This window comes from Streptomyces sp. H39-C1 (assembly GCF_027158125.1).
GTDB lineage: Bacteria > Actinomycetota > Actinomycetes > Streptomycetales > Streptomycetaceae > Actinacidiphila > Actinacidiphila fildesensis.
The window spans coordinates 34,474-53,341 of the sequence record NZ_JAPVLS010000050.1 but is presented as its reverse complement, the minus strand read 5'-3'; the positions used below and the strand labels follow the sequence as shown (position 1 = coordinate 53,341).

At 66.0% G+C, this 18,868-nt stretch carries 18 protein-coding genes; 5 read left to right on the top strand and 13 right to left on the bottom strand.

The annotated features are described in order from the left end of the window. Positions 1–20: 20 nt before the first annotated feature. Together O3W51_RS28985 and O3W51_RS28980 are read left to right on the top strand one after the other, a co-directional pair. Positions 21–2,219, top strand: a complete 2,199-nt coding sequence (locus tag O3W51_RS28985; protein ID WP_138357418.1) for a DUF6571 family protein — start codon at positions 21–23, stop codon at positions 2,217–2,219. Further along, positions 2,219–2,833, top strand: a complete 615-nt coding sequence (locus O3W51_RS28980) for a hypothetical protein (protein ID WP_269287712.1) — start codon at positions 2,219–2,221, stop codon at positions 2,831–2,833. Before O3W51_RS28985 ends, O3W51_RS28980 begins: the two co-directional genes overlap by 1 nt. Before the next feature lie 90 nt (positions 2,834–2,923). Here O3W51_RS28980 and mycP (O3W51_RS28975) read toward each other — a convergent pair whose 3' ends face one another. The 13 genes from mycP (O3W51_RS28975) to eccB all read right to left on the bottom strand — a co-directional run bounded on the left by mycP (O3W51_RS28975) (position 2,924) and on the right by eccB (position 14,983). Continuing rightward, positions 2,924–4,153 carry a type VII secretion-associated serine protease mycosin gene (gene mycP, locus O3W51_RS28975; protein ID WP_138357416.1) on the bottom strand — a complete coding sequence of 410 codons (1,230 nt, stop codon included), beginning with the start codon at positions 4,151–4,153 and terminating at the stop codon, positions 2,924–2,926. A gap of 110 nt (positions 4,154–4,263) precedes the next feature. Continuing rightward, on the bottom strand, positions 4,264–4,551 hold the full coding sequence (locus tag O3W51_RS28970) for a WXG100 family type VII secretion target (RefSeq protein WP_138357415.1): 288 nt from the start codon (positions 4,549–4,551) through the stop codon (positions 4,264–4,266). Between the two features lie 99 nt (positions 4,552–4,650). Then, on the bottom strand, positions 4,651–4,989 hold the full coding sequence (locus tag O3W51_RS28965; protein WP_138357414.1) for a WXG100 family type VII secretion target: 339 nt from the start codon (positions 4,987–4,989) through the stop codon (positions 4,651–4,653). 241 nt (positions 4,990–5,230) lie between these two features. Beyond that, a complete protein-coding gene (locus tag O3W51_RS28960) occupies positions 5,231–6,541 on the bottom strand; it encodes a YrhB domain-containing protein (protein WP_138357413.1) in 1,311 nt (436 codons plus the stop codon). Continuing rightward, the gene (locus O3W51_RS28955) at positions 6,538–6,837 is read right to left on the bottom strand and encodes a YrhB domain-containing protein (protein ID WP_138357412.1); all 300 of its coding nucleotides are present in this window, start codon (positions 6,835–6,837) and stop codon (positions 6,538–6,540) included. The genes O3W51_RS28960 and O3W51_RS28955 overlap by 4 nt, the downstream gene beginning before the upstream one ends. A gap of 30 nt (positions 6,838–6,867) precedes the next feature. Next, on the bottom strand, positions 6,868–8,637 hold the full coding sequence (locus tag O3W51_RS28950; protein ID WP_138357411.1) for a putative T7SS-secreted protein: 1,770 nt from the start codon (positions 8,635–8,637) through the stop codon (positions 6,868–6,870). Continuing rightward, positions 8,637–9,077: a hypothetical protein gene (locus tag O3W51_RS28945; protein ID WP_269287711.1), complete on the bottom strand. Its 441-nt coding sequence runs from the start codon at positions 9,075–9,077 to the stop codon at positions 8,637–8,639. The genes O3W51_RS28950 and O3W51_RS28945 overlap by 1 nt, the downstream gene beginning before the upstream one ends. 30 nt (positions 9,078–9,107) lie before the next feature. Beyond that, positions 9,108–9,308: a hypothetical protein gene (locus O3W51_RS28940; RefSeq protein ID WP_269287710.1), complete on the bottom strand. Its 201-nt coding sequence runs from the start codon at positions 9,306–9,308 to the stop codon at positions 9,108–9,110. Then, entirely contained in the window at positions 9,305–9,913 is a 609-nt protein-coding gene (locus tag O3W51_RS28935) for an SseB family protein (protein ID WP_244809461.1), read from the bottom strand. Before O3W51_RS28935 ends, O3W51_RS28940 begins: the two co-directional genes overlap by 4 nt. Positions 9,914–9,949: 36 nt before the next feature. After that, positions 9,950–11,179, bottom strand: a complete 1,230-nt coding sequence (gene mycP / locus O3W51_RS28930) for a type VII secretion-associated serine protease mycosin (protein WP_269287709.1) — start codon at positions 11,177–11,179, stop codon at positions 9,950–9,952. A gap of 179 nt (positions 11,180–11,358) precedes the next feature. Next, positions 11,359–12,888, bottom strand: a complete 1,530-nt coding sequence (locus tag O3W51_RS28925) for a WXG100 family type VII secretion target (protein ID WP_269287707.1) — start codon at positions 12,886–12,888, stop codon at positions 11,359–11,361. A gap of 53 nt (positions 12,889–12,941) precedes the next feature. Continuing rightward, entirely contained in the window at positions 12,942–13,376 is a 435-nt protein-coding gene (locus O3W51_RS28920; RefSeq protein WP_138357407.1) for a hypothetical protein, read from the bottom strand. Positions 13,377–13,468: 92 nt separating this feature from the next. Next, entirely contained in the window at positions 13,469–14,983 is a 1,515-nt protein-coding gene (gene eccB, locus O3W51_RS28915; RefSeq protein ID WP_138357406.1) for a type VII secretion protein EccB, read from the bottom strand. A gap of 282 nt (positions 14,984–15,265) precedes the next feature. On the opposite strand from eccB, the gene eccE reads away from it, so the two are divergent. From eccE to O3W51_RS28900, 3 genes are all read left to right on the top strand, one after another. After that, a complete protein-coding gene (gene eccE, locus O3W51_RS28910) occupies positions 15,266–16,444 on the top strand; it encodes a type VII secretion protein EccE (protein ID WP_138357435.1) in 1,179 nt (392 codons plus the stop codon). 11 nt (positions 16,445–16,455) lie between these two features. Next, the gene (locus O3W51_RS28905) at positions 16,456–17,196 is read left to right on the top strand and encodes a hypothetical protein (protein ID WP_138357434.1); all 741 of its coding nucleotides are present in this window, start codon (positions 16,456–16,458) and stop codon (positions 17,194–17,196) included. Positions 17,197–17,516: 320 nt separating this feature from the next. Further along, positions 17,517–18,868 (top strand): SCO5717 family growth-regulating ATPase (locus O3W51_RS28900; RefSeq protein WP_269287706.1); only part of this gene is annotated, 1,352 nt, incomplete at its 3' end.

The following is an 18,868-nucleotide window of genomic DNA, read 5'->3' as shown; positions in this document are numbered from 1 at the left end:
TCGCTTCGGGGGATCCAGTCATGCCCAGTTACCACGACATCATGGAAGCCGATCTCGCTCCGCTCGACGCCGCTGTCGACAAGTGGCAAGCCCTCCCGGGGAAGTTCCACGGCATCGCGTCGGCCTTCGACAACACCGTGACCAAGGGCCTCCAAACGGCCAACATGCAGGGCGAGACCGCTGAGGCGGCACTTCAGAAGACAGTCGTGGCGAAGCAGCAGATCCAGGCCGCCGCCGACGAGGCCTTTGATGTGCACAGCATCCTCAGCGACGCCCTGTCCACGTTCAAAGCCGCGCAGAAGACTCTCCGGGACGTGACGGAGGAGGTCCGCACCAACGCCAAGGGCGTCTTGGTCATCGACGGAGCGGGCAATGTGGGCGCCGACCCGGCTGCGGGGCCGATGCCCGGCGCAGGTCCGAGCCTCGGCGCGGCCATCCTCGACTATCAGGGTCGTGTGGACGGCGCCGTGGAATCCGCGACCGAGGCGGACAACGCCCTGCACTGGGCTCTGCTCCAGGATCCCAACGGTGCGGACCAGGGATTCAACGCCAACGCCTATGCGGACATCAACAACGCGCTGAAGGACCGTGCCCAGGCGGCCAAGGACGCCCACGACGCGGCCCGACTCGCGTCCCAGCAAGGCATCCTGTCCGTCGATGAGCTCAAGAGGCTCGACACCCTGCTGGCCAAGCACGCCAGTGACCCGACCTTCGGGACGAAGTTCTACACGGAACTGGGGCCGAAGAAGGCCCTGGAGTTCCAGGCCGACCTCGCCATCCGGACAAGCCTGATCCACGACCCCGTCCGCCTCAAGGCCGCCCAGGACGTCCAGAAGCAACTGGGACTGACACTGGCTGCCGCGACACAGGACGTCAACGGCGACGGATACCTGAGCAACCAATGGGTGGAGGGCCTCAAGGAGGCCGGCCACCAGCCACTCGATATGAGGTCCCGCGGCCTGTACCAGATGATGCCGTACGGCTATCAGCCGCTCGGAGCGCTGCTCAAGAACGGCGAGTACAGCACGGAGTTCCTCGGCGACGTCTCGAAGGACATGCTGAAGCTGGACAAGGAGCTCCACGGGGTCTGGCCCAGCGGCTCGCAGGAAATCCATCTGGACTTGACGGACCAGACGCAGAACCGCCAGGGGACCGACCCCCTCGTGGGCCTGCTGGAAGCCAGTTCTCGGAACCCGGAATTCGCGACGCAGTTCCTCCACAACGACGGCGACCTCAAGCACCTCCTCACGACCGGGCAGGAGAACCCACTCCGCTCCGACGCACTGGGACACGCGCTGGAGGCGGGAGTCACAGGACACCCGTATGGCACTCCACTGGATTCCACGCTGCCGCCGCACAGTGTGGCGCAGACGGAAATCATGAAGCAGGTCGTCGAGTCGGTGTCGAAGGACGCGGGGGTGGCGACGGATCAGATGCGTGACAGCCTGGCGAGGATGAGTAGCGAGTACATGCCGGAGATCAACCGATCCTTGGCAGGTGGCGAAGGCCCGTACTCGATTGAAAAGTTCTTTCCTACGGGAAACTCCGGCGAACCCAGGTTCGAACCGATCGACACGCACAGGTTTTTGTATGCACTCGCAGCAGATCCGGGTGCTTACAAAATTCTGGATGTGGCACAGAAGACATATACCGGAAATCTATTCGATTATCATCTCGCCCATCCTGAGGAATTTGACGGCGATCCACAGATAACGATAAAGCAGATTGCGAATAATGCGGGGCTCTTCCAGGGCATTATGGCCTATTCGGTTCAGGATCACAATATCATGGACGAGATTTCCGCAAATCAGTCCTTCAACGATTCCCTGAAGCCTCAGAACGAACTGATGAAGGGTATCGCCACAGTAGGAATCGGCGTCGGAGTCGCCACGATGACCAGCCCCATCGGAGGAATTGCAGCCGGTGCAATGGCCACGTCCACCGGCAACATTCTCATCGATAATATCTTCGATGGACGAAAAATCGACGGCTACGACGATATTCTTTTGAGCACTGGGGCGAACCAGGACAAGGTAAAGCAATCAGCTCTGCAGTCCACGGAGTTTTCAGGTCACTACGCCGCCGCGCACACCAATTCAGCCATGCGTCCCGGAAACATCGAAGGCCTGATCACCGATGGCTTCAGGGAGGGCTGGGGTAATTCATCAACCAACCTCAGCGGCTACGAGGGACGACCCGGTCACCCGAAGGCCGACTAATGATTGAGAGAATTATGAAACGGACTACTGCGCTAGCCTACGTCGCAACCCTAGGCGTTGCAGCATCATTTGCCGCAGGGTTCTTCACCAACAAATTCTTGCTCTATTCAAACGCTGTGGACAGCCTCCAGGAAACAGTGTGCGGAGACATGATGACCAGTGACTCGGTGAAGAGCGTTCTCCCCAAAAGCCATACCGCGATGGAGCACTACACCGCCCTCGGAGCCGGCCAGGATTTCAACCAGTCCTGCATCATCTCCAGCGGAACTTCTGGGACTCTCACCATCAGGGCGAAAATCCAAAACGCAGCATTTCAGGACTGGCAGAAGTGGGTCAAAGGTGAAACACGAGACGACGGCTCCGGCGTTCCCGTAAAGATGGGCAAGGGAGGAGTCTCCTACCCGACAACCACTTACCTCTATATTCCGTGTACACCGCGTTACCCTCGTGCAGAGGCCACCCCCGCGAAGGATTCCTACTATCTGCAGGTCAATGTCAGGTTCAACGGTGATGCGGACGCGGACGCCGGCACAGTACGCAAGGCGGTGGCCGATGCCGCTCAAGCATTCGGCAAAAATGCGCACTCCGAGGCCGGCTGCCTAGGCGCCCCCTGACAAACGGCACTCGCGGTTCCGGAGCCCCCGCATGTCTGCGGCGCACCAGGTACTGGGATTGCTGCGACTTACCTCGAGAGGTGGTCCCGTTCAGCGCGGGAACCGCCGCCGACGCCGTAGGTCCCGCAGAGCCACCGAGCTGCCGCTGATCGCCGCGGACAGGACAACGCCCAGACCCAGCACATAAGTTGCCACCCGCTGGTCCCGTTGCTGTGGGGTCTCCCCCAGCGTCAGCGTGGCCGGGATGACCCTGCTGTCGCCCTTCGCGACGCCGGGGTCAGCGACCGGTGCCGCAATGGGCACGGCGTCGTCGGTGAGCGCGCGCACCGGGTCGACCACGCCCCAGCCGGTGAAGTCGTTGTGGCCCAGGGAGGTGCGCTGCGCGGTCTGCTCGATCTGGGCGATGACCTCGTGCGCCCGCCAGGCCGGGTGCTTGGCACGGATCAGGGCCGCGACGCCCGCGACATAGGGGGCCGAGAAACTCGTGCCGTTGTCGACACACTGGCCTCCCTTGGGAACGGTCGAGACCATATCGACCCCGGGAGCCGACACCCCCACGAACGTCCCGGCCTGGGAGAACGACGCCCGCTCGTTGTTGCGGTCCGATGCCCCGACAGCGAGCACGCCCTCGTAAGCACCGGGGAACGTCGTACCGAGCTTTCCGTCCGCTCCGGCATTTCCCGCGGCGACGACCACGACGACGTTCGCGGCGACGGCCCGGTGGATGGCCTGGGCAAGCTCCCGGACATCGCCGGAGGTGTCCTGCGAGATGTTGATGACACGTGCATGCGCGGCAACAGCCGCGTCGATGGCCCGCACCATGCTCGGGATCCTTCCCGCGCCCTGGTTGTCGTTCTGCCGGATCGGGATGATCGTGGCCTCGGGCGCGATCCCGGTGAATCCGGTGCCCGGCAGTGGGCGGGCGGCGATGATCCCGGCGACCTTCGTTCCATGACCGACCGTGTCATTGGCGCCGTGGTCCTTGCCACCGATGACGTCCACACCATGGGCGACGTCAACGGCCGATTTCAACTGCGGGTTCGTCGCGTCGACTCCGGTGTCGATGACGGCGACACGTACACCCTTGCCCTTCGTGTCCTGCCAGAGTTGATTCAGCAGCACCCGCTGGAGGGACCACGGCGTTCCCTTGATGTCCTTCGCGGGGAACGTGCACTCGCCGTCAGCGGCGAGCGTGATCTCCGCGGCGGCCGTCAGCCCTGCGGTGACGGGCGGGGCAGCGGGGCCGGCCAGCAGGGCGAATGCCGCTACCCCCGAGGTCAGTGCGGACAGGCCGAGCTCATGCGTGGTCCCGGATCCCATGAGGGCTGCTTCCTCCTGCTGACGGTCCGACCGGGTACGGAACACACTGCGGGGCGGACACCCTCGTGCGGGCACCCGCCCCTGCGCAACTCTTGCTGCAGACGTCCTGGCTACTGAAAGTATCCGGCCGTCTTCTTGTCGGTGGCACTGTAGTTGTGGCTGGCGGACTCCACCTTGGAGGAGATCTGGATCAGCGTGCTGTGGATGTGGTCAGCCTGGTCCTGCCATGCCCGCGCGGTCGCGTCGAACGCCTGGTGGGCCTCGCCCTCCCAGCTGGCAGCCACGCCCTTGACCTTGGCCAGCAGGCCGTCGAGGTCGGACTTGAGCTGATTGGCCGCCAACTGAATACTGCTGGCGGCATCCGTCAGCGAGGAATAGTGAACCTTGAGCTCAGACATGGCTCCCCCTGGAGTGAATGTGGGTCGAAGTTTTCGGGAACGGAATCGGCACTGGCACCGGCACTCACACGGGCGAACCACCGGTCCCGCACAAGCAGGTCAGAGACCGGCGATACCGCTGCCGCCGGCGGCGCCATTGATGTCGATCTTCTTCAGGTCCTCGAGAACCTCTTCATCGGTGTTCCCGTGACCGGCCCGGGTCGCGACGATCGCTTCCTTGATGCCGTCGATGACCACCCGCAACTTCTGATGCCGCCTGTTGATCTCGTCCTGCTGTGTGTTGAAGGCACCGGCCCCGATGCCCTTCCACTGGCCTTCCAGCCCGTCAATGGCAGCGTTCAGCTTCACGAGCTGCGCCGCCATCGAGCCACTGACCCGCTCGATCTCGTCCTCGACGCGCTTGAGCTCCGCGTCGGTAACCCTCACTGTTCCAGCCATTTCGTACCTTCCCCCATGCAATATGCGGTCGCTTCAAGGGGCTCGAAACCCCTCTCTCCATTCACAACTGGCCTGTGAAGCAGTTGAGATGATCTAGCTTCCGACCACTCTAGCCACATTCGTCCACAGGCCCAACAGGCCCCCGGCGAGGGGGCACCCGCAGCCGGGCCGCACCACCTGAATACCGCTCATGGGCTCGGGGAGCCCATCGCGCTGCGCTATCTATTGGCCAGGCGATTCGTCATCGGTACCTGATCAGGTGAAGGCTTCGGAGGCCGTCCACCTCCAGCTCAGCCTGCCCATCACGCATGCCGTCGATGAGTACCACTCCATTGGCAGTACGGGCTGCGTTGAGGAGCAATCCAACAGACTCACGTCCCGTCCAGTCCTGTCGGCGAACCCACACCAGTGCCCTCATGGCCTCCGGCAGTGTGGCAAGTTCAGCAAGCAACGGTGCCCAATCACTGTGCTCGGAGATGGAGAGGATCGGTCCGAGTTTCCGCATGGTGTCCGGCATCCACGCAGCAGGACCGGCCTTCGGCGGAAGCGTTTGGCCATCGACACCTGGCTGCGCGCCCTCCACCCAACGTGAGAACCACCCCCATGGGTCAGAATTCGGCAATCCAAAGGGTTCCTGGTGGTCCTTCGGCACAACTATGGACGCGTCAAGCATCGCATTGGCCAGGTCGCCGCCGGCCAGAAACTGCTTTGTGTTGCAGGCGAACAACCAGCCTCGACGAGTTTCATCCGCAGGGGATGCATCCACAAGAGCGACTTGACCACCGTAGACTTCATCGAGCCAGGCGTCAGCTTTTCGGACAGCGCTAGCGAAATCCTCGGCCGGAATCCGCCACTCCGACCGGTGCGCGTCAGGACTCGGGCGCCCGCGAGAAAAACGTGCGAGTACCAACTGGCGGATGCCTTCTTTCTCCATACGCCCCAGACCACCGGTTTGACCATCGAGCAAGACGAATTGGCCGTTGTTGATGGTTGCGTACATGAGGTGCCCGGTTGCCTCCACGCCATTCAGCTCCCGCCGCACCCACACCACGCCCCGGGCGTACGGACCAACCTCAAGGAGGGCAGAGATCACAGCATCCCAATTGGCGAACGATGACACCTCAGCACCACTGAAGTACTGCCGTACGAGCCGATCCCACCAACCCGGCGCCTCATGGACGGCTTGCCAGGGAAGGGCCGTCGCCCGGCCACCATCCATCCCTGCGTCGATGGCCACCACACATCCACGATCATTAATGCGACGTGCCTGCGCTGCCGAGTTACGCTGCGGGCTTCCATCGAATTCCGCCAGGTCGCCCCACGGATCACCTGTCGCCAAATGGAAGGGGCCCACAGAATTTTTCGGAACAGCGAAAGAACTATTTAGCATCGGAGTGTCAGAATATCCGGACTGACTGAGCGTCCTGCAACCGAACACCCAAGCCTGCGAGCTCTCTGCGACAGGATGCGGGACGGACAACTCGACCAATCCATGGTATTGCTGCTGCAACCATTCGTCGGCCCGCTGGGCCGGAGTCATTGCACCGCTCATGCCCCAGCTCCGGGCGGCCACTGCCCAGTAGTCAACCAGGAGTTGAACTCATCGGTGGTCAGCGCACCAGGGGCGAACCCCAATTCCGATCCGTCCTTGAACACCACAATCACACGATTCATGGGCGCCCTGGTGAAATCTCCAGTATCCAGGTGTTCCTCTGTATCAAAACACACCACCCACGCCAATTTGTGCTCTACCGTTGATTCCGGCTCCATCACAATCGTCGGCGGCCCATCGCCATAGGTGCGGTGCAAGAATTTCTCTGCCGCAATCAGCGCTTCGTCCTTTGTCATGGCTCAATCCTCTCTTCAGTGCCAGAAACACTATTTGTAAGGCATGTATTTAATACTCTTGACGCCCCATTCCGAATTATTCAACTCCTCCAATCTACCCAGCGCGCCGGTCTGGCCATCCAAAAACACAACGCCATGACTGTCATGAATAACATTGAAGACGTGCGCAGTCTTGTTCTGTCTTTCTACATAGACAATTCCTCTCGATCCTTCACCCCTGGCTCCCATATCACCGATAATATCGTCATAGCTTCCAACATTCTGCCATGCGGCATCCGGGTTACCGAGCGCCTTCGGGTCCGGCCATCGCGGCTCATGCAGAGGCGCCGTTGACACTTCATGGCCGTCCAGTCTCTGATCTACAGCAATAACATTGTTGGAACAGTTGTCGACATAGCCAGGAGTTTTTGCTTCGTAGCGATCAGAGTTCATATCCTTGAGCCAAGGATACTGATCGTCCACGAACTCGCGCGCCGTGGCCGCGTCAACCGAATCGGCGTGGATCGCCTTTTGCGTCACGTGTTCCGTCGGCTGGGCCAGGTCATCCCATGCCTTGGGGATTGCGGCAGGCACCCCGGATTTGACCGCACCTCGCTCCGCCACCGCTTCGGCGGCGTCTCTCCCCGCGGCCATGGCCGTGCGTTCGGCGGCGGTGGCTGCGGTGCTGGTGCCGCCTGTCGCCAGGGCCATGACGAGGTTTCCGGTCAGTCGTCCTCCGGACTCGGAAGGGTCGTCGCCCCAGCCGGTGCCCACGATCGCCTGCGGCAGCCGCTCCGGGTGGTACGCCATGGTGACCAGACCCGCCACGGTCGAATCCAGATGCGTCAGGTACTCCGCCGGGTGCGTCACGTTGTACGTGTCCCACGGGTTCAGACCCCGGACGAACTTCGTCGCGTCCGTGACGCTGCGGACCAGGCCGCCGCCGTAGTGCAGGGCCTCGACCTCACCCTGGACGAGGACGTCCTGGAGATCGCCGCTCATGCGGTCGGTGAATTCCGGCTTGGCCGGCGCCAGTTCTGCCGCCGCATCAATGGCGATCCGCGCCTCGTCGGCCACCGCGTCACGTTGTCGGCGTGCTTCCGTCAGGATTTCCTTCGCCTCGGCGATGGCAGTGGCACCCGGGTCGTGGAACGGATCCGGGGCGACCGGAGGTCTCCCCGGATCGCCTTCCCCGTTCACCAGGTGCTGGTAGGAGGCGAGGTCCGTGTTGTAGGCGCCGACCTTCGTGTTGTATGCGTCCACCGCCTTCTTGTGGGCGTCCTTTCCCTGCCGGTACGTGTCGATCGCCGTCTGCGCCTGCCGTTGTGCCCAGTCCACGATGTCCGCGAAGCGTCCCAGCGCCTCAGCCGCCTGCAGGCAGGCGTCCGCTCCCTGCAGCCACTTCTTCGGATGTGCCTCGAATTTCACCCGAAAGGCGTCCGCACCTTCTCCCTGCCAATTTCCAGGGTCCAGGCGGGTCAGGCCACGATGCACATCGCCGAAGGAGCTGCCGAACTTCCTCAGGTGTCCAGCCGTCTCCTGGATCGCCTTCGGATCGCCATGGATCAGCTCCTTCGGCTCCTCGCTCCGACCCAGTTGCTGCTCGGCGACGGAGGCGCCCAGGTCATCGGCGAGATCGTCACCGAAGTCCTCTACCGCGTCGGCCGCGTCGTGCAGTCCGACGTAGTCCAAGCCGTCGCCGACCCGGTGTGCTGCCCAATCGGCGCCCTCTCCGGCCGCCTTCTTCCCCGAGTCGACGAGGTGTTCGAGGCCGTCCCCGGCCTGATCGACCTTGTCCTCGAGCCAACTGAAAGCCCCCATCAGCCTTCGCCCCCGGGCGGTGTCCGCACCCCGGTCTCGGCCTGCTGCTGCCGTTGTTCGGGCGACGGTCCGAACAGTTGGTCCCGCGCGGCCTCGACATCGTCCTCGTGTCCGGTGGCCTTTGCGACCTGTTCGTACAGGTTGAATCCCATCGGACCGTTGGACAGGTCCCGCCCGGTGTCCTTCCAGGTCTGCCCGATGTCGTGCTGGGCCTGCTCGACGGACTTGGCGCTGAAGTCGGGGTGCTGCCAGTCCGAGATCGGGTTGTCCGCCTTGACCCGATCCCAGGACATCCCCTCGACCTGCTCCTCGGTCAAGTTGGGATTCCCCATCGCGGCATTCGTGACGACCTTGAACGTGTCCTTGATGTACTGGTCCTCGTCATGGCTGATGCCCGCCGACAGACCCAGTCGCTCGGCGAACTCGTTGCCTTCCTGCACCAGCGTGCGTACTCCCCATTCCCAACGTCCTCAGAACGAGCCGAAGGCGGAGGTCAGACCACTGTGGCCAAGCTGCATTCCCGTCAACGCCAGATCGCCGAAACCGCGCCCGGTGTCCGCCGACCCCTGCGTCCCCAGAGACTTCAGCTCCCCGATGGCCCCGTTGAGGCCCTGGGCGGCCAGTGCCAGGGCCGCAGAGTCCACCGCGAGATCCTCGCCGCCCGTACTCATCGGAACATCCCTTCACCCGCGCGGGCGTCTAGCGCAACGGCATTCGGCACGATCCCCATCACCGGTGGAAAGATCATGGGCCGGTCGCTCCCCACGTCCAGGGCCACTCCCGCAGGTTCCTGCACTGCCGGAATCACGACGTCCAGCAACCGTGCCCCGAAAACGGTCATGTACTCCCAATCGGAGAGTTCCGATGTCTCCTGCGTCAACGCGAAGCGCGCCAGCGCCACTTCGCTGGAGAACCCATAGATCCAGCGCACTCCGCCCATCGCCGCCGACCACAGACCGCCGCCGGTCACCGGCACCAGCACCGCAGCCCGCCGGAACGCATCCACCAGCGCGGTCGGGTCTCCGTTTCCGCGATACATGCCCTCCATCTCGCAGGTCAGGGCCTCCACGGCCTCTGCCGAGGCGAGCCTTCGCCAACTCGCCCTACCTGCATCAGGAGCCTGCTGCTCGCTACCGGCCCCACGCACGATGTCGGACAACCGCGTGGGGCGGTCGGGCCTCGCCTGGTGATTCGGATCCCCGGAGGCCGTGGTGAGCCGTGCGATGGAGCCGGAGGCCGGTGGATGGTGGGTTCCGGTCCAGTCAGGGCTGGTCATCGTCGGCCTCTCTCCCGTGGGTCGGTCGTATGGCTACTACTGCGGCGGGGCGGGTGGACCTTGCTGCCAGGTGTGCTGGGGGTTGGTCTCGTACGTCGGGGGTGGGGCGGAGCCGTACGGAGGTGCCGGAGGCGGGCCTGGTGGGGCGGCGCGGCGGTTCCGGTTACGGACGACCAGCACCGCGGTGGCAGCTATGACGACGGCCGCGCCGCCGAATCCGAACCAGAGGACGGTGTTGCCGCTGTCGGAGGCGTCCGACGTGGCCTCCGCCTGGGCGGCGGGAGCAGTCGCGCTCGGCGCCGGCGCGGCTGCGCTCTCCGAGGGGACCGGGCTGTTCGGCGCGGTCTGGGCCTCGTATGCGGCGAGGGGATACACGTCCGGTGCACCGGGGTCGCCGGGTGTCTGCAAGGCAACCCGGGGGCGGACGGCGCCGTAGCCGATGGAGTCGTTGCGCTTGGCCCCACTGGTGGGCGCACCGGCAGTGTTCAGAAGGACACGCAGAACCTGGTTGGCGGTCCAGGTGGGATGGGCGGACCAAAGGAGGGCGGCGGAGCCGGACGCGAGGGCCGTGGAGGGGCTCGTACCGGTCCCCTTGCAGTACCCGGACGCGGCGATCTGGGTGGGGCAGGCCCCGATGATCTCGTTTCCTGCAGCAGAGAGATCAACCTGCGGACCCTTGGTGGACGTCGGGATCGCTTTCACGTCTTTCCCGAGAGCCGCGACGCCGACAACGCCACGTGTGGCCGCCGGGTACTCGACGGGGCTTCCTCCGTCGCCGCTGTTTCCCGCAGCGGCGAAGATCAGTTTTCCCTTGGATCGGGCAAAATCTACCGCTTCTTGGAGGCTTTGATGCTGGGCTGCGTCCCCGATCCCGGAGTCGCCCAAAGAGATGCTGATGACACGGGCATCGCTGTCCGCTGCGTAACGGATGGCTTTGACCAACTCGGAGTAGAACTCAGGGTTTGCGGCGGCGCCGATCTTCTCACCCTCGTTGTCCGGCAGGCGGAGGGGAAGGATCTTGGCTTTGGGAGCCACTCCGACCACCCCTGAACCATCAGCACCTTCACCTGTGCCGGCGATCAAGCTGGCCATGCTTGTACCGTGCCCCACCAGATCGATGTCTGCGGCTACAGGCTTGGTGCCGAAGTCCCTACCCACAACAAGTTGTCCGCGGAGGTCGGGCGCAGTCCGGTCAACACCGCTGTCGATGACGGCAACCGTGATGTCCTTTCCCTCGCTGATCTTCCATGCTGCGGCAAGGCCCATCGCTTCGACGTGCCATTCCTGACTCCGGATCGACTCCGCGTGTGCCGGTACAGCTACTGATACGAATCCGATCAACGCGGCGCCACCGACTGAACCCACAGTCAGTGCGCGCTGCCTCCAACCAACCCGGTGTCGTCGCATATTCCTTCTTTCGGTGTCCCTCACGACTCCGCGTCGGGTCACTTGACGACCGGAGGACCTGAATCGTTATCACGTTGCGTGCGATCCGGCTCGTCCTCGATCAGGTAGTCAGGACGTCGGCTGTTTCGTCGCTGCTTCTTCTCGCCCGCCTTTCCGGAGTTGGGGACAGCGCGCCCGGTAATTGCCGATACCCCGCTCGGAGCAGTCCCGCCCGTCGAAGTGCGTCCCGCTTGATTCGTCGCGCCCTGGGCGAAGGTGTCCGGTATGGCGGCGCCCTGCCTGCGGGTCCCGCCCACAATGCCTCCGGGTTGGCCAGCGAGTCGGCGCATGGAACTTCCGGAACTGCCCCGGGTCCCTCCCTGCTCACCGGATCCGGTGCCATGAATCCCACCCATCGGCGATCGGCGATCAGCGCCCTCCGCTCCGACGACGTTGCCCTTGGGGATCATGCGGCTTGACGTGGTCCCTCGCACGGTCGCCTGCCCCCCATGAATGCCCGATTCGCCAACGGGCCTCAACCTGAGACCATTGCTCGGGCCCCTGCCTGCCGGCGACCCTGCGGCCTGCGGAAGGCGTGGCGACGGCGTGCCTGCGTTCACTCGTCCATTCGGACCAGAGGAGAACGGAGGAGCGCCAGAACCCGTATCCGGAGGCACAAACGTGCGCGATGACGGCACATCACCAGCAACTCCGGACGGATGGTGAGTGAGCGGGGTCGAGGATGCCGGAGCCACTGGGGTAGTCGTGCCTGCCGAGGCGATGTGAGTGCCCGGATCGGCAGACACGGCTGCGGGACTCCCTGCCAGGTCCGCTGGAGCAACCGACCGGGTTGGGATCGGCCCGAGGTTGCTGCGGTCGGAGCCCGCATGAAGATGTGTCTTCGAAGCCGCGGTGTCAGAGCTCTCCCGTCCGGATCCCTCCGCCGATGACCCCGAGCCGTCGATGGGCACCGCCGTGAGATCCGACCGCCGATTGTCCTTCGGCAGAATGCGTGCAGGCACCGGCTGGAACGTCGGTGGTTCCTGGGCGCTGATCACGCTTGCCGAGTACTTGTAGGCCAGCGCCAGTTTGTTCATCTGGTCGACGGCGCCCTCGCGGGCTCTCTCCAGGTGGGTCACGGCCTGCTGGTTGGCGAGCTTGCCGTCCGGGTCGTGCTGGGCGACCAGGTCGGTTCGGTACAGGTCGACCATGGACTTGGCGTCGGCGGGGACCGGCGGCATGTCGCGTTTGACGGCGAGCAGGGTCTCGGCTGCTACAGCCAGGGTGTCACCGGCGCTCCTGGAGTACTCGGCAAGGCTGAGGGTGGACTTGGCGATGCTCTTGCCCCACTCCTTGAAGGCATCACCGCCATCGCTCTGCCAGTCGACGTAGGCGACCCGAGTGTTGAGGTCGCTGCCAATGCTGTCGATCGCCGCATGCGCGGCCAGGAGTTTCTGGCTGAGAGCTGTGAGCGCACCAGGGTCGGCGTCCTTGACCATGGCGAGCATTTCTTCATGGGAGCGGGCGTCGAAATCGTCGCCGTAGATCGCGGTGTGCGCGTCCTCGGTAATGCCGTCGAAGATTCCCACGACTCACCCCTCCCCTTCGCTGTTCAGGTGTTCCAGGTCCACGGATGGGGGCATCAGCCCATGCCTCCGCCGCCGGAGGTGTCCTCCGTGGGCGGAGTGCTGCCGGTGACGGAGGCCGGCTTCCGGGTGGCCGGCGCGTCCGGGTCGAGTTCGGGGTTGTAGTACTTCTTCGTCACATCGTTCAAATTGAGAAGGTGGTTGCGGGTATCGATGTCGACGTTCTCGTAGCCGACGCGCGCGATTTCGACGGAGATGCTCATGGCCTCGATCTGATTGGCCATGGTCGTCGACAGCAGTTCGAGTTGGGAATGCACATGGGTGTAGGCACTCATCAGTTCCTCGGCGCCCGCGAACCCGGTGCCGATCTGGCCTTGATGCAGTCTGCCGTCGCCCATCTTGTCCGGCGCGGCCTGGGAATCGTCGAGATCCTTGAGAAGACCGTCGACACGTTGCTTGAAGCCACGCAGATCCTGCAGGCCGATGTCCATGTCTCGCTCGAGCATGGCAAATCACTCCCCGTATTCCACCGTTGACTCAGCAGCTTACCCAGCTGCTACGACAGCGGCACTGGCCCCTCCCGTCACGAGCCCTGCGGCCGCCGTGCACTCTCCGTGTCCAACGCCGGTCCCTTGGGCAGGAATTCGGACCAGTTGAGCGGGACGGCATCCGGGGTCACCGAGTCGTAGCCGAGCCGGGCCTGAGCTTGGTTGACGGCTTCGTCCACCTTCCTGGCCTTGGTTCCGTCGGCGGCATCGCTGTCGTTGTTACGAGGGACGGCGTAACGCAGACCGGTGTCGGTGGTCAGATAGAGGGTGCCGTTCCTGAGGTCCTTGCCGGTGATCTCCAGATAGAGAAGGCCGGACCCGGGGGTGACGTACGCGCTGGTGGCTCCGTCCACGATGGACGCCGGATACGCGGTACCGGCCCAGACACTGAGCTCGGGGCGGGCGCCGGCCGTACCTCGCAGAACGGAGCACGCGACGGTGCGGCCCTGGGCATCGTAGGTGCCGGTCTTGTTGACCTGGGTGGGCTGCTGGACGGGCCAGTCTCTGCCGGCGCCCGTGAAGACGGGGAGGATTTCGGTGGGGACGCTGGTGCGGATGGGTTCCGTCTGGCTTGTCATCTGCTCCAGCAGCAGCGCGGTGAACGCGGTGGTGGGGGCAACGCCGTCCTTCTGGACGACGTAGTACTCCTTGCCTGCCGCGGAGGTGGCCTCGAGGACATTGCCGATCCTGCTCTCCGCGGCCGACAGTCCGTCGACATGGGCCGGGTCGCCGAGGTGCGCGACCGTCGGGAAGACGATCGGACTGCCGGGATTGAGGGAACCGAGCCACCCCAGGGTGACGCGCTGCGGCTCGGCGGACTGGCCGAAGAGCGTACGGAGCAGAAGGTCCGTCTTCTGCCGGCCGAGGGTGCGTCCGTTCCTGCCCCCGAGCGGGAAACTCGTACCGTCCTTGTCGACGAGGTAGCGCGACGAGTCCGGGCTCTCTACGTAGAGCACCTCGTTCCCCGCCAGGCGTTTGCTGCTGTCGACCGCCCGGGCGTCGGCGCCGCCCAGTACGAACACCGCCTGGTCCGCCACCTTGTCCGCGCCGCTGCCGGGTCGGTCGCAGACGGCCCATTTCTTCGCGAGACCCGCTTCCACCGGACTGGGGAGGCGGTCGGGGGCGTAGGGGATGCCAATGGTGGCGCCGTGCTTGATGCCCGACTTGTCGATCACCGATTCCCTGACCTTGATGACCTGATAGCCCTGTGGGTCGAGGAGCAGCCTGGCGGAGGCGAAGTTGAGGACGGGGTGCAGGAGTTTCTCGCCCGTCCTCTCGTCCTTGAGGATGACGTAACGGGTGGTCGATTCATCGGCGACGATGACGTTCTTTCCGGGGTCGTCCCAGCCCTTGGGCGCGGTCGGTTTGACCAGACCCCAGGCGCCGAACCCCGCAAGAATCAGCGCGCCGACCACGATGCCCGGGGCCAGCGCGCGCAGCGGGCGTGGTGCGCCCTCCTCGGAACCGGATGGATTCGGCTGCAGAAACGCTGCCACGGTCCGCTTGCGAGCGAAGGTGTAGGCGTTGAGCTGTTCCTTGCGTGAAGCCATCCGCTGCCGCTCTCCCCTGTTTACGTGAATACGGCACTTACTATGCCGGGTTCGGCCCCTGCTGTATCGGGGACCCCCTGCGCCGCATCCGGCCATGACCAGAGGCCTGGCGCCGACGAGGTGCCGCCGTACGGCCGAGTACGGATCATGAGGTGGCGTACCGATACGGTTGGCTGACTTGCGCACGCCGTAATGCCGTAACACGGAGGGATTTACCGGGGGATGAGCAGCGCGACGACCGCAGTGATGAGCGTGCACCCACGGCCAGGGCGGATCGGCGGAGTGCGGCTGCATCAGGTGGTGCTGGTGGAGATTGCCGCCGCGCTGGTGCTGGTCGGGTGGGCGACGAACAGGATCCTGCTCGTACCGATGGGCTTGGTGGCAGTGGTGTTGGTGCTGCTGGCGGTGCTGCGACGGCGGGGCCGGCCGGTCGCGGAGTGGCTGAACGCGGCGCTCATGCTGCGCGCGCGGCAACGGACGGCGAGTCAGCCGTGGGCACCTGATGGGGTGGATCCCGCGCTGGCACCGGTTGTCGAGTGCGAGGCGGCACTGCGGACGTGTACGTACACCGACCGGCAACGTGAACGCGATATCGGCATGGTGGGTGACGGGACGTTCCTGACGGCCCTGTTGCTGGTGCAGGCACGCGATGAACCACTGCGGATGGCACGCAACGCGCGGCCGCTGCCTTTGGCGCTGTTGCACGACGCACTGGAAGTGGACGACATCCGTCTGGAGTCGGTGCAGGTCGTGCAGTACACGCAGCCCGCGCCCGGACCGCATCTGCCCGAACAGGCCGCGGCGGCACGGTCCTACAGGCCGCTGCAGGAGAAGGCCGGTACACCGGCGATCCGGCTCACATGGATCGCGTTGAAGCTCGATCCGGAGTTGTGCCCGGAGGCGGTTCAGGCGCGCGGCGGCGGGGTCGGCGGGGCGCAGCGGGCGCTGCTGCGCGCCACGGACCAGCTGGCGAGTCGGCTCGCGGGGGCGGGAATCGACGCCTCAGTGCTGACGGAGGCGGAGGTGACGTCCGCGCTGGCGACTTCGGCCGGAGTGAATCCCCAGGCGAGCGCGCTCGCCGCGCGGGCCGGCGTGCCACTGCGGCGCACCATGGAGAGCACCCGTGCCTGGCGCTGCGACGACCGCTGGCACACGACGTACTGGGTCGGCCGCTGGCCGCACTTGGGTGCGAGCGCGGTCCCGGCGGCGAATCTGGTCGCCCTGCTGACCTCGATGCCCGCGCTGGCCAGCAATTTCAGCCTGGCGGTGTCGCGCGGGACCGGCCGGACGGCGGCGATCAGTGGATACGTCCGGCTGACCGCACGCAGCGACCAGGAACTGGTGTCGGTGCGGAAGCAGTTGGAACGTGCCGCACGGGGAGTCAGGGTCGGCCTCGTACGGCTGGATCGTGAACAGCTGCCAGGCGTTCTGGCGACCCTGCCCCTCGGAGGAGCCCGGTGACAGCCAACGGCATGACGTCCGCGACCGCGACCGCGACGCCTGCGACCAGACAGGGGCGGCCGGGATTCGGACTGCTCGGCCCACGCCACGACCGGCACGTACTGCCCGCGGATCAGCTCGGCGCGCTGTCACTGCCGCTCGGTGACGACGGAGTCGTGGCGGGCGTCGACGCCGAGGGACAGCCCGCGGTACTCGGGTTCTTCCGCCCCTCCCAGCTCGATGTCGTCGTCATCGGCAGTGTGTGGACAGCGCAGGTGCTGGCCCTGCGCACGGCCGGCACGGGTGCGCGTGTGGCCGTCGAAACGGCCCGGCCACAGGCCTGGACGGGGCTGGCGCAGGCCGCGGGTGGCGGACAGCAGTGCATGACGGTGCACGACGTCAAACAGGTGGGGCCGCAGGGTCCTTCGGTTTCCAGCCCGGTGCTGGTCGTAAGGGACTGCGGAATGCGGCCACCGCGCAGTCGGCTGGCGGCCGGGCCGTGGCAGTCCGTACTGACACTCCTGCCCTTCCTGGGTCCGACGGCACCGCGGCTGCTCGCCAACGCCGGGCTGGTCGGCATCCAGCGGGTCTCTCCGGAGGAGGCGCAGGTCCTGTCCGAGATTCTGCGGCTGCCCCGGGCAGAGGCGGAGTCCCTGTCGTCCTTGGGCGACAACATGATGCTGTGGTGTACATCTCAACATCAGAAGTTCGTCATGCTGCAGCCGACGGATGTCGAGACGGGACTGCTCGGCACCCCGCGCCGTATGGACTAGGTCCTAAGGGAGGACCGGCTCCGGCGGGCTGACGAGGGCGGATCCGGAGCAGTGGGCGAAGGTCTGCGCGGCTCCCGGAGATCCGGCGGACAGGGCGGGCCTGCCGTGGAACTGCCACCGATGATTAGGCTGTCCCTCAGAGCGGCAGGAGCTGTAGGGGGCAGACAGCCCGAACGGGGCGCGGCAGGTCTGCTGCGGTACACGGGGAGGGGATCAACGGTGAAGCACGCCGGATTCCTCGATCCCGTCCGCCGCGAGCAACCGGCCGACCGTGCGTCCCTGTCGTTCGGATGCGTTTCAGAGATATACCAGGAGGCATTGTGAGCAGCGATCGGGACGAGAACCGCGTGGGCGGGGCCGCCCCTGTCGAGGAGCAAGGCGACGCCGACTACACCGGTGAGTTCACCTTCGACTACACGCCGCCCGCCTGGTACATGCAGAACGCCGGTGGGGACGACAGCGGTGACAGCGGCGACGACCCGGATACGGGCTCCGGTGCCGATGACGCTCCGGCTCCCGCGGCGGTGGAGGAGTCCCGGCCCGAGCCTGAGATCGAGGCCCGGGTGACGCCTCCGGTGGCGCCCGCTCCTCCTGCTCCGCTGCCCTTGAACCCGGTTTCGTCGCCTCCCGCACCGCCGGCTGCGCCGTTCGCGGCGCCGTCACCGGCTCCTGAGGCCGCGAGCGAGCCGTCCTGGTCGGCGACATCGGTGCCGTTCGTTCCGGCGCCCGCACCTGCTCCTGCTCCTGCTCCTGCTCCTGCTCCTGCTCCTGCTGCGGCAGCGGCTCCGGAACCGGCTGCCGCCGAGGCTGCGGCGCCCGCGCCCGCCGCTTCCGCTGTTCCGGCGTTCCCGACGCTCAAGCCGAGCGTCGGCGAGGACCGTCCCGCGGACGCCCCCGTGGCGGTGCCCGAGCGGGACGACGACGAGCTGCCGGGCGCGGTGCGGAGCGAGTCGACGGTGCGGATCGCGCCCGGGTCGCTGCGCGCGCGGCCCGGAGCGGGTACGGCCGAGACCCCGTCGGCGCCCGTGGAGCCGGAGCCGAAGCCGGCACCGGTGGTGGACGCTCCGCCGTCCGAGGGTCCGGTGTGGGTGCCGACGCCGCCGCCGGCCCCGGTCGCGCCGTGGTCGCCGGCTCCTCCGCAGAGCGCGGTCCCGCCGCTGCCGCCGCACTTCCAGGCCGCGGACGCCCCCGCGCCGCCGCTCCCCGACGACCGGGCCACCCCGCCCACGGGTGCGCCCTGGCCGGCTCCCGCGCAGTCCGCGCCGACGCCTCCTGGTGCCGACTACACGTTCGCTCCCCCGGCGCCGTCCGACACCGTCGAGCCCGCCGCTCCGCCGGCCGGCTACGGCTTCCCGCCGGCCCAGCCGGGACCGGGCACGCCGAACCTCCCCGCCCCGCGCGCGGCGGCGCCGCTGCCGCAGGGCGGATACGGCTTCCCGCGGCCCGCCGACGCACCCGTAACCGCGCCCGCGCCGGCGCCCGTCCCGGAGGACCGGCAGGAAGACCGCACTCCCCCGCCGCAGCCGGCGTACGGATTCCCGCAGACGGGAGCGCAGCGACCGCCGCTCGCGCAGGACGGCTACGGGTTCCCGCGACCCGCCGCCGACGCGCCCGCCCCTGCGCCCACACCGGCTCCGGCTCCGGCTCCGCAGGACTCCGCACCGGCGCCCGC

Bases quoted from the DNA above. Each gene is read 5' to 3' on its own strand.
- O3W51_RS28920 (WP_138357407.1), bottom strand. From the start codon at position 13,376: ATGGACATCGGCCTGCAGGATCTGCGTGGCTTCAAGCAACGTGTCGAC.
- O3W51_RS28955 (WP_138357412.1), bottom strand. From the start codon at position 6,837: ATGACAAAGGACGAAGCGCTGATTGCGGCAGAGAAATTCTTGCACCGC.
- eccB (WP_138357406.1), bottom strand. From the start codon at position 14,983: ATGGCTTCACGCAAGGAACAGCTCAACGCCTACACCTTCGCTCGCAAG.
- mycP (WP_269287709.1), bottom strand. From the start codon at position 11,179: ATGGGCCTTGCCGCAGCATGGAAGATCAGCGAGGGAAAGGACATCACG.
- O3W51_RS28935 (WP_244809461.1), bottom strand. From the start codon at position 9,913: ATGACCAGCCCTGACTGGACCGGAACCCACCATCCACCGGCCTCCGGC.
- mycP (WP_138357416.1), bottom strand. From the start codon at position 4,153: ATGGGATCCGGGACCACGCATGAGCTCGGCCTGTCCGCACTGACCTCG.
- O3W51_RS28905 (WP_138357434.1), top strand. From the start codon at position 16,456: ATGACGTCCGCGACCGCGACCGCGACGCCTGCGACCAGACAGGGGCGG.
- O3W51_RS28940 (WP_269287710.1), bottom strand. From the start codon at position 9,308: ATGAGTACGGGCGGCGAGGATCTCGCGGTGGACTCTGCGGCCCTGGCA.
- O3W51_RS28980 (WP_269287712.1), top strand. From the start codon at position 2,219: ATGATTGAGAGAATTATGAAACGGACTACTGCGCTAGCCTACGTCGCA.
- O3W51_RS28970 (WP_138357415.1), bottom strand. From the start codon at position 4,551: ATGTCTGAGCTCAAGGTTCACTATTCCTCGCTGACGGATGCCGCCAGC.
- O3W51_RS28950 (WP_138357411.1), bottom strand. From the start codon at position 8,637: ATGGGGGCTTTCAGTTGGCTCGAGGACAAGGTCGATCAGGCCGGGGAC.
- O3W51_RS28985 (WP_138357418.1), top strand. From the start codon at position 21: ATGCCCAGTTACCACGACATCATGGAAGCCGATCTCGCTCCGCTCGAC.
- O3W51_RS28960 (WP_138357413.1), bottom strand. From the start codon at position 6,541: ATGAGCGGTGCAATGACTCCGGCCCAGCGGGCCGACGAATGGTTGCAG.
- O3W51_RS28965 (WP_138357414.1), bottom strand. From the start codon at position 4,989: ATGGCTGGAACAGTGAGGGTTACCGACGCGGAGCTCAAGCGCGTCGAG.